The organism is Variovorax sp. VaC1, assembly GCF_043658315.1.
In the GTDB taxonomy this organism is placed as follows: domain Bacteria; phylum Pseudomonadota; class Gammaproteobacteria; order Burkholderiales; family Burkholderiaceae_C; genus Variovorax.
Genome location: NZ_JBIGLT010000007.1, coordinates 154098 through 166649, shown reverse-complemented (window position 1 = coordinate 166649; position 12552 = coordinate 154098). Strand labels below are relative to the sequence as shown.

Genomic DNA, 12552 nt, shown 5'->3' with positions numbered 1-12552 from the left:
CATTCCATTGGTGCCGGCCGCCGCGGCCTGAAGCGGGGCAGGGAAGGGCCGGCGGCAGGGCGTTCGGGTACAGTGGCGGCCCCTTGCCGCAGCCGACATCCACCACCCCTTCTTCCCCGCACAGCATTCGCCTCGAGGCGGTCACGCTGGTGCGCGGCAACCAGCACGTCTTCGAGGGGCTGACGCTCCACCTGCAGGAGGCGCGCATCGGGCTGGTCGGCGACAACGGGGCGGGCAAGAGCAGCCTGTTCCGCCTCATCAGCGGACTCGACCAGCCGCAGCAGGGGCGCGTCGTGGTGCATGGCTGCGACACGCAGACCGACCGGCGGCAGCTGTCGCAGCACGTGGGGCTGATGTTCCAGAACCCCGACGACCAGATCATTTTTCCGACTGTGGCCGAGGAGCTGGCGTTCAGCCTCACGGCACGCGGGGAAACGCGGCAGGCGGCGCGGCAGCGGGCGCGCGACTTCCTCGCGCAGCGCGGGCTCGACGCATGGGCCGGGCGCGCCATCGGCGAACTGAGCCAGGGGCAGCGCCAGCAGGTGTGCCTGCTGGCATTGCAGATCAGCCAGCCGGCCACGCTGCTGCTGGACGAGCCCTTCGCCAGCCTCGACCTGCTGAGCCAGGCGCGGTTGGCGGCGCAGCTGGACGCCACCGGCCAGCAGATCGTCTTGTCGACACACTTGCTCGACCACGTGCACGACTTCGAGCGCGTGCTGTGGCTGGAGCAAGGCAAGGTGCGCGCCGACGGGCCGGGCCGCGAGGTCTGCGAGGCTTATGCCGCGAATGTGCGCGAGCGCGCCAGGGCGGAGCGGGGCGCGCATGCGTAGCCTCTATTCGGAAGAGCAGACGTGGATGCATGCGATTGCCGCGTGGATCAAGCTCGCGGTCTTGTCGGTGTGCGGCACGCTGCTGGTGCTGGTCGACAAGCCCGTGCATCTGGCCGTGGCCTGTGCCGTGGTGCTGCTGATCTTCGCGTCGCTCGGGCGCCCCGCGTGGCGCCGCGTGCGCATGCTGGTCGGCGTGGCGATTGCCGGCGGCCTGATCGTCGGTTTTCACTGGGCGCTGGGCACGACGCCGCTGGGCGTGGCCAGTGCCTTGCGGCTGGCCAGCGCGGCTACGCTCGCGCTGATGCTGACGCTGACCACGCGCTTCGAAGACCTGCTGGCGGTGCTCGAAACCCTCATGCATCCGCTGCAGCGCCTTGGCGTGCCGACCGAGCGGATCGCGCTCGGCCTTGGCCTCATGCTGCGCTTCGCCGAAAATTTCTATGTGCAGTGGCAGCGCCTGGACGATGCCTACCGCGCCCGTGCGGGGCATGGCGGCGGCCTGCGGCTGCTGGCGCCGTTGACCATCCGCACCCTGCAGACCGCGGAGCGCGTGGCCGATGCGCTGGCGGCGCGGCTGGGCCGCTGACTCCACCCTCTTTCTGGAACGAGATTCCCATGACCACCACCGGCTCCCTCACTTCGTCCCGTTCCCTGTCGTACATCGCGCTGTTCGCGGCGCTGATGGCTGTGTTCGGGCTGATCCCCAAGATCGACCTGCCGTTCGGCGTGCCGATCACGCTGCAGTCGCTGGGTGTGATGCTGGCCGGCTGCCTGCTGGGGCCGCGTCGCGGGTTCCTGGCGATTGCGCTGTTCCTGCTTGCGGTGGCGCTGGGCCTGCCCCTGCTGCCGGGCGGCCGTGGGGGCCTGAGCGTGTTCGTGGCACCGGCCTCGGGCTTTTTATTCGGCTGGATGTTCGGCGCCTTCACCTGCGGCCTGCTGATGCGCCGCATGGCGGGCGCCACGGGCACCGGGCTGCTGGCGGCGGCTTTTGTCGCGTCGGTGGTCGGCGGGATCGTCGTGGTCTATGCCTTCGGCATCGTGGGGCTCTCGTGGGTGGCCCACATGTCGCTGTCGCAGGCGGCGCTGGCGATGCTGGTCTTCATTCCTGGCGACCTGATCAAGTGCGGCATCTGCGCGATGCTCGTGCAGACGGTGATGCGCGGCATGCCGGGCTGGCGGCTCGACCGCGATTGATTTGCCTCTGGGCTATGCGCTGCGCCGCCTGAAAGTGGTGGCGGACAGGTAGTCCTTGCGCGGACCGTGCACCTTGTGCTGGATGACGAAGGTGCCGTCGCCCAGAAAGCGGTAGCTGCTGTCGTAGGTGTCGGGCGTGCACAGGTGCGTGGCCGATCCGGCGAGCGCGTCGCCGTCGCGCACGATGGCGATGCGATGGAAAAGGCGCGGCGGCTGCTCGGCGAAGAAAACGTCGAAGCCGCCCGGGGCGCGCTCGAAGAGATATTCGCGGTGGCCGTCGAATTCCTTGCCGTCGGCCAGCCGGATCCGGCCTTCCTCCCGGTACTTCAGCACCCCTGTGTCGAGCCGCGTGAACATGGCTGTGCCGGTCATGGAGGCCTGGCCTTCGATGGTCCGGTCGAGGTTCCAGGCGCCTTCCAGCCTGTCGAAGACGGCGTCCGGGTTGCCCCAGGGCGCAAAGGCCTCGGACGAAGGGGCGAAGGAAGGGGCTGGCGCGTTCATGCCGGCACTCTACGACAAGCCCTCATCTCCCTTTCTGATGGGTGATTGTTTCCAGCGTGTGAACACCGTGGTTCTGTTTGCTACGGGTTTCTACTTAGATATCGGCGCACAATTCATTCACAGACCGGCCCCCAAGCCGATCTGGATGAACAGGGCCCCGAGCGCGGTGGCCGACCCCCAGAGGGACGGCAACCCACCCAAGACCGGTTCGAAATCATCCAAGTGCAAAAACAATTGAACTGAACTGAAGGAAATCCAAATGACCGCCTCGAAGCTCCTCTCCGCTGTTGCCGTTGCCCTGCTGGCTGTTGCCGGTTCCGCCCATGCCGAAACCTATGAAGGCGTGCATCAGCTGACCTCGGCCGCCAGCCGCGCCGATGTTTCCAGCCAGGCCGTGGTTGCCGCGCACAGCGCCAACCCCTACGCCACCGGTGCCAACTCCGGCCCGGCGCCAGTGTTCGTGTCGTCGACCAGCCGCGCTGCCGTCCGCAGTGAAGCCGTCGCCGCAGCACACAGCGCCGACCCGTACGCCGAAGGCGCATCGTCGGGCGTGGCCCCGATTGTTGCCAGCTCGGTGGACCGCGCTGCAGTGCGTGCCGCAGCCCGCGCTGCCGCACACGGCGACGCAATGCCGCTGTAAGCAAGCCTCACAGCCGACGCCTCGCTCCGGCGGGCGTTGTCTCAATAAGCCGGGCCATGCCAACGCATGGCCCGGCTTTTTTGTGCGCTCGTCCCGCTCATGACGGGCTCACATTGCGTCCGTATCATGGGTCGGCATGGAACTTCTTGACCTGAACCCCCGCCAAACCGCCCTTATCTCCATCGATCTCCAGCGCAGCAACGTGGGGCGCCAGCTCGCACCGCATGCCGCCGCCGACGTGGTGGAGCGAAGCATTCACATCGCCGAGAAACTGCGCGCCGCGGGCGGCACCGTGGTCTGGGTGCGCGTCGACGTCTCGGAGCTGCTGAGCCTGCCGGCGGACGCGTCCATCAGCCGGCCGCCCGGATCGCCCGTGCCGCCGCCCGAGTTTTCGGAACTGGTGCCCGAAGTGCAGGTGCAGCCCGGCGATGTGCGGATCACCAAGCGCCAGTGGGGCGCGTTCTACGGCACCGATCTCGACCAGCAACTGCGCCGGCGCGGCGTCAGGACACTAGTGATGAGCGGCATCGCGACCAACTTCGGCGTCGAGTCGACGGCGCGTGCGGCCTTCGACCGGGGCTACGAACTGGTGTTCGTGGAAGACGCGATGACGTCGCTGGCGGCCGAGCCGCACCATTTCGCGAACAGGGAGCTGTTCCCGCGCATGGGCCGGGTGCGTTCGACCGAGGCACTGCTGGCGGCCCTTGCGGCCGGCGGCACCGCGCGCTGATTCAGCGGGCGGGCAGCAGCCGCAGGCCGGCGACGAAGAAAGGCAGACCGTCGTCGGCCGCCGGGTCGTGCAGTTCGATGAACCATTGCGCCGCGTCGCCGCCGAGCTCAGGGTTGGCGCAGAGCTCGCAGGCGTAGACCAGCCGGTCGGCCCGCGTGTCGTCGCGATGGGCGACGACCTCGTCGCAGCAGGTATCGGACCGATCCGTCTCGCCACCGAGCCCGTCGCCGGCGGCGCGCCGCATCAGGCGCATGACGATGCGCTCGGGCGCCACCGTGCGCTCGCCCGCCCGGGCCCGCGGCACCGTCGCGCGCAGGCGCAGTTCGAGCGGCTCGCCGACGCGAAAGCCCTCGCCGCGCTCCAGCGACATGTTCTCCAGTGCCACACGCACGCGGCGCCCTTCGCGCAGGCGCTTGACGACGAACATCACCGTCAGCACGGAAAAAGTCGAGAACACGGGCAGCCCGATCACCATCCAGAGCCACTGCCAGCCACCGGCCAGCGCCCAGGTCATCGCCTGGAAGCCGAAGACCGCGAAGAACGCCAGCACCGCGAGCGCGATCAGCCACGCCGCCCAGTCGGAGGCCGACTGCGGCACGCGCTCGATCGCCTGCGGGGCGTTGGACGTCCACTCGGTGGGCTCCCCGCCCGTGGGGGTGACGAGGTCGATGGAAGGAGGGTGGCGAGGCATGGGAAGGCGCCGAGCATAGCCATTCGCAAATAGCAGCCCCATCCCGGTGCGGTTCCTCGGCCAGAGCGCCAGTGAGCCCGCCATGCGGCCGAGGCTTCCTTCGCCAAAAGGCGCATTGCCTTGCCCCCACGCATCCTTCATGATGGCAACGCGGAAGGAGGAGCCGCGAGGCTTCATGCTTTCGCATTACTGCGCCATCATGGTGCACACGGGCCAAAATACGAGGGCACTTTCGCCGAAAAAAAGAAAGCATGATCCGTCGCCGTTGACGCGGCAACCCCACACGCATGGCCCTTACTCTCGACCCTGAAGACACGCGCGGACGCATCCACGATCTGGTGTGGAGCGGCTTTTATCCCGACGCCGATGTCGAATGGATGATCACCGACGAGTACCTCGATCCCGACGAGATCACGGCCGAAGACCGTGCCTGGGTCAAGGCCGAAGCCGAGCGTGCCTGCGCCGCCAAGCACGCCGCCGAGCGCGACTGGCCCGCGCAGACCGAGTACGACCGGCTCGACGCCGTCTTCGTGCAATTGCGCGATGAAAAGATCATCGCGCTGCACCGCGCCGGCAACTCGCTGGCCGACGGCCACGACGACGTGCGCGAGCAGTGGCGTGCCGCGGGGCGCCTGGCTTCGGGCATTCGCGGCTGCTGCTTCTATCACTCGCAAGACCTCGACACCGCGGTGCGCACCGGTCGCCTGTACCTGGCCTTCAGCGGCGGCATGATCCCCGAGATCGCGCAGCGCGAGGCCAACACCGTCGTCGTCGGGAATCGCATCGTCGAGCTGCTGCGCGCAGCCGGCTTCGACGCGAGGTGGAGCGGCAACATCAACGAGCGCATCGAGGCCGATCTTGGCCAATGGCGCAAGCGAGGCCCCTCCGCGTGAGCGTGCAGGCCTGGCAGCCGCCGCGCCGCATCGACGCCATCGATTTCTGGCTGCGCTCGCGGCTGCTGGCCACGGCCCATGCGCTGCGCGAGACGCTGCGGCCTTCGGCCCGGCGATGGCGCGGTGGCGATCACGCACTGGCCGATGCGCCTGTGCTCGCGCAATACCGCACGCCCTTGTGGTCCGACGGGCGCGCGGACGAATTTCCTTTGGTCGCCGGCAAGGTGCAGAACCTGCGCGTGGCACGCCGTGCCTTCGATGCGATCGAGGTGCCGGCCGGTGAGCTGCTGAGCTTCTGGCGCCAGCTGGGCCGGCCGGGCGCATGGCGCGGCTTCGTCGTGGGCCGCGAATTGCGCGGCGGCTGCGTGGTGCCGACCCTGGCCGGAGGCCTCTGCCAGTTGTCGAATGCGCTCGCCACCGTGGCGGCGCGTGCCGGCTTCGAGCTGGTCGAGCGGCATGGGCACACGGCGCGCATCGAGCAGGCCGGGGCAGGCGACCACGATGCTGTCGACGCCACGGTGTTCTGGAATTACGTCGACCTCAAGCTGCGCGCAAAGCATGCGTGGCGGCTCGAAGTGGAGCTGACGGCCACCGAGCTGGTGCTGCGCATCCGCGCGCGCTCGCCGCTGGCGACGCCGGTTGCGGCCGTCGCGCTGCGGCGATCCGGTGAAGAGAGCGCTGCGCCGCAGGCACTGCCGCTCGCGCGCGGCTGCCTGAGCTGCGACCAGACGGCCTGCTTTCGCCATCGCCCCGCGGTCGACGTGGCGCCGCAAGGCCGCACCGCCGTGCTGGTCGATGCGTGGACGCCGGAGTTCGCGCGCTACCTGCAGGCGCATCACTCTGGCGCGGACCGCATGCAGCCGGTGCCCTTGCGGCTGGCGTTCTGGCGTGCACCCAGGCTCGGCTGGCATCGGGAGCCCGTGCCCGAAGGCGCGGCACCCGAGACATCGCCATGGGCCGCGAGCCTGCGCCGCGCGCTGTGGCAGCGGCTCTGGGCGCGGCACGCGGGCCGGCGCCAGGCCAGCCTGATCGATGGCCAACGCTGGATGGCGCAGGCTTTTGCCGCGCGCCTGAAGCCCGAACACACGCACCTGGTGGTCGACCAGGCGTTGTTGCCACATCTGCAGCGGATCGGCGCGCTCGACGGCCGCCGCGTCACCGTGCTGGCCAGTGCATTGCCCATGGCCGAGATCGAGCACCGGCTCGATGCGGCTTCCGAACGCTGGCCCGACGACGCCACGCTGCGCGACTTCCGTGCCGACCCCGCGCTGGTGCGGGCCGAGTCCATGGCGCTGGCTCGCGCCGTGGCCGTGGTCACGCCCCATGCGGAAGTCGCACGGCAACTCGCCGGGACGGCGCCGCAGGCCGCGCTGTCGCGGCTCGACTGGGTGCTGCCCGGCACCAAGGCCCTTGCTGCGACACGCGAAGACCTGCCACTTGTCGTGTTCGCGGCAAGCGCGCTGGCGCGCAAGGGCGCGCGCGAACTGGCCGCCGCACTGCAAGGCTGGCCATGCCGGTTGCGCGTGCTGGGCTCGCCGTCCGACGACGTGCGGCTCTGGCAGGGCATCGGCCATGTCGAGCACATGAACTGGCAAGGCGATGGGCTGGCCGGTGCCAGCGTCGTCGCATTGCCCGCGCACATCGAGCACGCGCCGCGCGCGCTCTTGCGGGCCGTGGCGGCCGGCCTGCCCGTGGTGGCCTCGACCGCCTGCGGCCTGGCTGCATGGCCGGGCGTGCGCGAAGTCGCGGCTGGCGACGTGGAAGCCCTGCGCGCCGCATTGCGTGCCGCTTGCAACACCTGACTGGAGAAAGACTTGGCATCGATCGAACAGGCCCGCGCGGCCCTGGCTCCGCACGGCGAGCTGGCGCCTCAACCGGCTGCAACGCATTGGCACGGCGACATTCCGCTGCCGCCCGCCATCGCAACGTTCTACGAACAGGTCGGCCCGCTCGGCGAGTGGGTCAACGACCGCGTGGGCTACGCGGGCCTCACGGTCCCGAACGTCGGCAATCTCTTCTGCATTCCGCCGCTCTCGCGCCTGTGGCATTTGCAGGCCGGCTACCGCTGGCACGGCATCACCGGCGAGCGCTTGGCCGGCTGGCCCGACCATTGGCTGGTGGTGGCCGACCAGGGCGCGGACCCGTTCATCTTCGACCTGCGCACGGGCGCGATCCAGTTCGCGCGGCACGGCGCGGGCGCGTGGCAGGACGACGAGCCGATCTTTGCCGACATCCTGCAGATGGCCGCCTGCCTGGGCATCGTGGGCCAGTTCGTGGAGGAGGCCGGCGACGACCTGTTCCTGGACGACGACAGCGTCGACCCGGTGCAACGCGCGCACCTGGTAAAGCGGCTCGTGTCGCTGCTTGGCGACGCCGCCACGGCCGAAGCCATCGTGGATGAATTCGGCTGGTAGCAGGCGCATGACCGCGGCAGGCAACAGGGTGCAGGGAGAATCGCGGGCAGAACAAGAAAGCGGAAGCACTTCATGACCATCGATCTCCAGACGCTCAAGTGCGGCGAGTGCGGCAGCAGCGTGCTCAAGCGCACCGGGCTCAATGAGTACACCTGCGAGCACTGCGGCTCCGTCACGCTGGTCGAGGACAACGTGTCCGACCGGCTCGAACGCGTGCTCAACCAGGTCAAGAACGAGGCGGGCAGGCGACTGGCGGCCGAGGAAGCGCTCCGGCAGAAGCTGATGCTGCGCAAGATCGGCATCGGCGTGATCGTCGTGCTGGGCGTCGTGCTGGTGGGGAGCCTCGCTGACGTGTTCTTCGGGTCGCGCAACCAGTCCGGCTCGCGGCCGGTGGTGGCTGCCGTCGTCGACCGCACCATCCCGACGGATGGCCTGAAGCTCGGCGAGCCCCGGCAGGTGCTGGTGGGCAGCGGCAGTTCGGCCGTGCCCAAGCTGCTGGTGGTGGTGCGCAACGAGACCGGCAAGCCCTTGTCGCGCGCGGGCATCCGGGCCACGTACTACGACGGCGAGACCCGGCTCGACGAGCGCAGCGAGATGGTGCCGATCTCGGTGCTCGAAGCGGGCGAGAGCACGCCCGCGCTGATCGACATGCCCAGCGGCAAGAACATCACGCGGCAGGAGCTGCAGGTGCAGAAGCTGGCCGAGCCCTACAACGCGGTCGAGGGGCCGCGCATGAGCTTCTCGCGCGTGCGGCTGGTGCAGCAGGGCGAGCGCGTGCGGCTGGTGGGGCGCGTCGCCAACACGCGCAAGGACGGCGCCATGCTCGGCGGCATCGAGGTACTGGCCACGCTGTACGACGACGCGGGGCAGGTGATCGGCTTCGGCCACGGCTACGGGCAAGCGAACGAACTCAAGGCGGGTGCGCAGACCTCGGTGGACCTGAGCATTGCGCGCTTCGGCCGCGCGGCGGCCATCGCGGCGTGGGACTACCGCATCGGCTACAGCACGGTCGAGGCCTCGGGCGCACGCACGGCGGTGCTGAGCGCCGACCGCGTGATCCGCACCACCGGTGCACCCGAGCGCTTCAACCCCGACCTGCGCCTGGGCACCGAAGACCTGCTGGCCGACGACAGCGAGCGCTTCGATCCGAAGCAGCTCGAGCTGCTGCCGCTGATCGACGGGCGCAACAACATCCAGCAGCGGCTGTTCCTGACCGAACTCGTGAACCGCAGCACCGACGCGGTGGTCATCGCGCCGGGTGGCGTGATCTCGCGCTTCAGCGGCAGCAAGGCCGACGGCACCACCAACATTTCGGGGCTGGCATACCTCTATCCGGGCGAGCGGTTCCCGATCTTCCTGGAACCGGAAGACATGGAGCGCATCACCGACACCCGCATCGAGTGGAAGCCGATGCGCCGCGCCGCGTTGCCGGGGCCGCGCATGCCGCTCGAGGTGAAGGTGACGGGCACCAAGGCCGAGACCGGCAGCGTGCTGCTCAACTTCAGCCAGCGCTTCACCTACAAGAGCGTCGAAGTCACGGGCACCGTGAAGAACCCGGGCGCGGGCATCGTCGGCAAGGTGCGGCTGTGGGTCAGCCTGCGCGACCGCAACGGGCAGCTCACGGGCTTCAAGCTGGTGGAGAACCTGCCGGCCATCGCGCCGGGCGAGAGCGTGCCTTTCCAGGTGAACGTGGAGCAGAACGGCCGCGACTTCGCGAGCGTGACGACGCTATACCAAACCGAATAGCCCCTCGCCTGACGGCGTTGGGCGGTTCGCGCCATGATCGCGCCCATGATTCCGTTATCGATCCTCGACCTCTCCCCGATCATCGAAGGCAGCGACGCCGCGCAGTCGTTCCGCAACTCGCTCTCGCTCGCGCAGCACGGCGAGAAGCTGGGCTACACGCGCTACTGGCTGGCCGAACACCATGGCATGCCGGGCATTGCGAGCGCGGCCACGGCAGTGCTGCTGTCGTACGTGGGGGCGGGCACGTCGACCATCCGCATCGGTGCCGGCGGCGTGATGCTGCCGAACCATTCGCCGCTGGTGATCGCCGAGCAGTTCGGCACGCTGGAGTCGCTGTACCCGGGTCGCATCGACCTGGGCCTGGGGCGCGCGCCCGGCTCCGACCAGCGCACTGCGCGGGCGCTGCGCCGCAACCTCGAATCGGATGCCGACCAGTTCCCGCAGGACGTGATCGAGCTCATGGACTTCATGTCGAAGACGCCGCAGCAGCCCGTGCGGGCCGTGCCCGGCGCGGGGCTCGAAGTGCCGGTGTGGATCCTCGGCTCCAGCACCTTCGGCGCGCAGCTCGCGGCGCACCTTGGCTTGCCCTATGCCTTTGCCTCGCACTTCGCGCCGCAGCAGATCATGCAGGCCATCCAGATCTACCGCGAGACCTTCAAGCCCTCGGCGCAGCTGCAGAAGCCGTACGTGATGCTGGGCTTCAACGTGTTCGCGGCCGACACCGACGAAGAGGCCGAGTTCCGCGCCACGTCGTGGCAGCAGGCCTTCGTCAACCTGCGCAGCGGCCGGCCCGGCCGCTTGCCGCCGCCGGTCGAGAACTACCGCCAGAAGGTCGGGCCGGCCGAGAACGCGCTGCTCGACTCGGTGCTGTCGTGTTCCGCGGTCGGTTCGGTCGACACGGTGAAGAAGGGCGTGGAAGCGTTCGTGGCGCGCACCGGCGCCGACGAACTCATGATCACCTCGCAGGTGTTCGACCACGTTGCGCGGCTGCGCTCGTACGAACTCCTGGCCGAAGCCTTCGGCCAGAAGAAGTAGCCGCAACCGTCAGTCAGGCCCGCTTGCGGGCTTCCTCGTCGACGAGGTCCTTCTTCGAGAGCTTGCCCACGGCCGTCTTGGGCAGCTCCGCGCGCAGCTCCAGCGCGCCGATCATCTCGTGCTTGCCCAGGCGGTCTTTCAGAAACAGCTTGAGCGCATCGAGCGTGAGTTCGGGCGCGCCTTCCTTCAGCTTGATGAAGGCCTTGGGCGACTGGCCGCGGTAGTCGTCGGGCACGCCGATCACGCAGACCTCGGCCACCGAGGGGTGCTCGTACACCGCTTCTTCGAGCACGCGCGGATAGACGTTGTAGCCGCCGCACAGCAGCATGTCCTTGGTGCGATCGACGATGTAGAAGTAGCCGTCGGCGTCCATCTTCGCGACGTCGCCGCTGCGGAAATAACCGTCGGGCGTCATCGACTCGGCCGTGGCCTTGGGGTTGTTCCAGTAGCCCTTCATCACGTTCGGACCCTTGACGCACAGCTCGCCCGCTTCGCCGAACGCGGTCACGTCTTTCGTCGGGTCGTCCAGGCTCACGAGCTTGATGCGCACCTGCGGCAACGGCATGCCGCACGAGCCCGCCTTGCGCACGCCGCGCGCGGGCGTGAAGGTGCCCACCGGCGAGGTCTCGGTCATGCCCCAGCCTTCGTTGAGGTGGCAGCCGGTGAGCGCGAAGAAGCGCTGCTCCACCTCCACCGGCAACGGTGCGCCGCCCGAGCCGCAGAACTTGAGCGAGCGCAGGTCCATCTCCTTGGCCTTGGGGTGCGACAGGATGGCCGTGTACATCGTCGGCACGCCGGGGAACACGCTGATCCTGCTGGCGGCCAGCTCGTTCATCACGGCATCGACATCGAAGCGCGTGTGCAGCACCAGTGCTGCGCCCAGGCGCACGCCGAGCAGCATCGCCGCACTCAGCGCGAAGATGTGGAACAGCGGCAGCACGACCAGAAAGCGCTCGCTGCCTTCGTCGAGGATGGGCGGCTCGCCGCGCGTGGACTCGTAGTACTGCGCGCTGGCCGACGTGAGGTTGGCGTGCGTGAGCATCGCGCCCTTGGGCAGGCCGGTGGTGCCGCCGGTGTACTGCAGCACCACGATCTCTTGCGCGAGATCGCCCAGCGGATAGGTGCGGTGCGCGCCTTCGCTTTTCAGGAGGTCGGTGAAGCGCACATGCCGGTCGTCGGTGGGCACGGCAGCGATCTGGCCCGCGGCCTGCAGCTGGGCCTGCACCTTGTCGCCGGCCGCGCCGTAGTCGCCCAGGCTGCCGACCACCAGCTTCTGCAGGCGCGAGTTGTCGAGCAGCCGCGCCATCAGCGGGTAGAGATTGACCAGGTCGAGCGTGATCAGGATGTCGGTGCGGCTGTCCTCGATCTTGTGGGCCAGCACGCGCTCGGCGTCGAGCGGCGAGTAGTTCACCACCGTGCCGCCGGCCTTGAGCACCGCGAAGAAGGCGATCGGGTAGTGGGGCGTGTTCGGCAGGTACAGGCCGACGTGCACGCCGGGCTTCACGCCCAGGTCCTGCAGGCCCTTGGCAGCGCGGTCGACCGCGGCACCGAGTTCGCGGTAGGTCATGACCTGGCCCATGAACTCGACGGCGGAGTGCCCGGGCCATCGCGCGACGGCCTCGTCGAGCATCTGCTGGACCGGCTTGACGGGCAACTCGGCGTCCCAGCGCATGCCGGGCGGGTACGCGCGCGTCCAGGGGGTGGTGTCGCCAGAGGGGAAAGGGATGGCCATGCGTTGTCTCCGCTGTGCTGTTGCAAATCGCGCGGGCGGGTCTGTGCCGCCCTTCGGAGGCACTGTAGCGCCCGGTCTTTCCACTGTGGCCCCCGGACTGACATGCAGGCGACACGGGTTTTCCCGATTTCCCACACGCGAGAAGC

13 protein-coding genes are annotated in these 12552 nt (G+C 69.0%); 10 read left to right on the top strand and 3 right to left on the bottom strand.

All coding sequences use genetic code 11. The features are described 5' to 3' along the window. Positions 1-83: 83 nt before the first annotated feature. The 3 genes from ACGLHS_RS26325 to ACGLHS_RS26315 are packed head-to-tail and all read left to right on the top strand — an operon-like array spanning position 84 to position 2024. The gene (locus tag ACGLHS_RS26325; RefSeq protein WP_394484580.1) at positions 84-830 is read left to right on the top strand and encodes an energy-coupling factor ABC transporter ATP-binding protein; all 747 of its coding nucleotides are present in this window, start codon (positions 84-86) and stop codon (positions 828-830) included. Further along, complete coding sequence (locus tag ACGLHS_RS26320; protein ID WP_394484578.1) at positions 823-1416, top strand: energy-coupling factor transporter transmembrane component T family protein; 594 nt, start codon at positions 823-825, stop codon at positions 1414-1416. Before ACGLHS_RS26325 ends, ACGLHS_RS26320 begins: the two co-directional genes overlap by 8 nt. A gap of 29 nt (positions 1417-1445) precedes the next feature. Continuing rightward, entirely contained in the window at positions 1446-2024 is a 579-nt protein-coding gene (locus ACGLHS_RS26315; RefSeq protein ID WP_093246338.1) for a biotin transporter BioY, read from the top strand. A 12-nt stretch (positions 2025-2036) separates the two neighbouring features. Here ACGLHS_RS26315 and ACGLHS_RS26310 read toward each other — a convergent pair whose 3' ends face one another. Beyond that, positions 2037-2525 carry a DUF6314 family protein gene (locus ACGLHS_RS26310; RefSeq protein WP_394484575.1) on the bottom strand — a complete coding sequence of 163 codons (489 nt, stop codon included), beginning with the start codon at positions 2523-2525 and terminating at the stop codon, positions 2037-2039. Positions 2526-2784: 259 nt separating this feature from the next. Here ACGLHS_RS26310 and ACGLHS_RS26305 point away from each other — a divergent pair, with 259 nt between their 5' ends. Together ACGLHS_RS26305 and ACGLHS_RS26300 are read left to right on the top strand one after the other, a co-directional pair. Then, on the top strand, positions 2785-3165 hold the full coding sequence (locus ACGLHS_RS26305; protein ID WP_394484574.1) for a helicase SNF2: 381 nt from the start codon (positions 2785-2787) through the stop codon (positions 3163-3165). Between the two features lie 136 nt (positions 3166-3301). Next, entirely contained in the window at positions 3302-3895 is a 594-nt protein-coding gene (locus tag ACGLHS_RS26300; RefSeq protein WP_394484572.1) for an isochorismatase family protein, read from the top strand. 1 nt (position 3896) lies between these two features. On the opposite strand, the gene ACGLHS_RS26295 is transcribed toward ACGLHS_RS26300, so the two are convergent. Then, positions 3897-4586, bottom strand: a complete 690-nt coding sequence (locus tag ACGLHS_RS26295; protein ID WP_394484570.1) for a hypothetical protein — start codon at positions 4584-4586, stop codon at positions 3897-3899. A 287-nt stretch (positions 4587-4873) separates the two neighbouring features. Between ACGLHS_RS26295 and ACGLHS_RS26290 the strand changes: the two genes are divergently transcribed. The 5 genes from ACGLHS_RS26290 to ACGLHS_RS26270 all read left to right on the top strand — a co-directional run bounded on the left by ACGLHS_RS26290 (position 4874) and on the right by ACGLHS_RS26270 (position 10674). After that, positions 4874-5479: a DUF6891 domain-containing protein gene (locus tag ACGLHS_RS26290; RefSeq protein ID WP_394484568.1), complete on the top strand. Its 606-nt coding sequence runs from the start codon at positions 4874-4876 to the stop codon at positions 5477-5479. Beyond that, positions 5476-7281 (top strand): VanW family protein, encoded by a 1806-nt coding sequence (locus ACGLHS_RS26285; RefSeq protein ID WP_394484566.1) that lies wholly within the window; start codon positions 5476-5478, stop codon positions 7279-7281. The genes ACGLHS_RS26290 and ACGLHS_RS26285 overlap by 4 nt, the downstream gene beginning before the upstream one ends. 12 nt (positions 7282-7293) lie before the next feature. Beyond that, positions 7294-7893, top strand: a complete 600-nt coding sequence (locus ACGLHS_RS26280; RefSeq protein ID WP_394484564.1) for a hypothetical protein — start codon at positions 7294-7296, stop codon at positions 7891-7893. Positions 7894-7965: 72 nt separating this feature from the next. After that, on the top strand, positions 7966-9639 hold the full coding sequence (locus ACGLHS_RS26275; protein ID WP_394484562.1) for an FxLYD domain-containing protein: 1674 nt from the start codon (positions 7966-7968) through the stop codon (positions 9637-9639). A gap of 45 nt (positions 9640-9684) precedes the next feature. Continuing rightward, complete coding sequence (locus tag ACGLHS_RS26270) at positions 9685-10674, top strand: LLM class flavin-dependent oxidoreductase (protein ID WP_093246491.1); 990 nt, start codon at positions 9685-9687, stop codon at positions 10672-10674. A gap of 13 nt (positions 10675-10687) precedes the next feature. Here the strand turns inward: ACGLHS_RS26270 and ACGLHS_RS26265 are convergent, their stop codons facing one another. After that, positions 10688-12406 carry a long-chain fatty acid--CoA ligase gene (locus tag ACGLHS_RS26265; RefSeq protein WP_394484560.1) on the bottom strand — a complete coding sequence of 573 codons (1719 nt, stop codon included), beginning with the start codon at positions 12404-12406 and terminating at the stop codon, positions 10688-10690. Positions 12407-12552: the final 146 nt, after the last annotated feature.

Coding starts and splice junctions, on each gene's coding strand:
- ACGLHS_RS26275 (WP_394484562.1), top strand. CDS start 7,966: ATGACCATCGATCTCCAGACGCTCAAGTGCGGCGAGTGCGGCAGCAGC.
- ACGLHS_RS26310 (WP_394484575.1), bottom strand. CDS start 2,525: ATGAACGCGCCAGCCCCTTCCTTCGCCCCTTCGTCCGAGGCCTTTGCG.
- ACGLHS_RS26320 (WP_394484578.1), top strand. CDS start 823: ATGCGTAGCCTCTATTCGGAAGAGCAGACGTGGATGCATGCGATTGCC.
- ACGLHS_RS26305 (WP_394484574.1), top strand. CDS start 2,785: ATGACCGCCTCGAAGCTCCTCTCCGCTGTTGCCGTTGCCCTGCTGGCT.
- ACGLHS_RS26300 (WP_394484572.1), top strand. CDS start 3,302: ATGGAACTTCTTGACCTGAACCCCCGCCAAACCGCCCTTATCTCCATC.
- ACGLHS_RS26270 (WP_093246491.1), top strand. CDS start 9,685: ATGATTCCGTTATCGATCCTCGACCTCTCCCCGATCATCGAAGGCAGC.
- ACGLHS_RS26265 (WP_394484560.1), bottom strand. CDS start 12,406: ATGGCCATCCCTTTCCCCTCTGGCGACACCACCCCCTGGACGCGCGCG.
- ACGLHS_RS26290 (WP_394484568.1), top strand. CDS start 4,874: ATGGCCCTTACTCTCGACCCTGAAGACACGCGCGGACGCATCCACGAT.
- ACGLHS_RS26315 (WP_093246338.1), top strand. CDS start 1,446: ATGACCACCACCGGCTCCCTCACTTCGTCCCGTTCCCTGTCGTACATC.
- ACGLHS_RS26295 (WP_394484570.1), bottom strand. CDS start 4,586: ATGCCTCGCCACCCTCCTTCCATCGACCTCGTCACCCCCACGGGCGGG.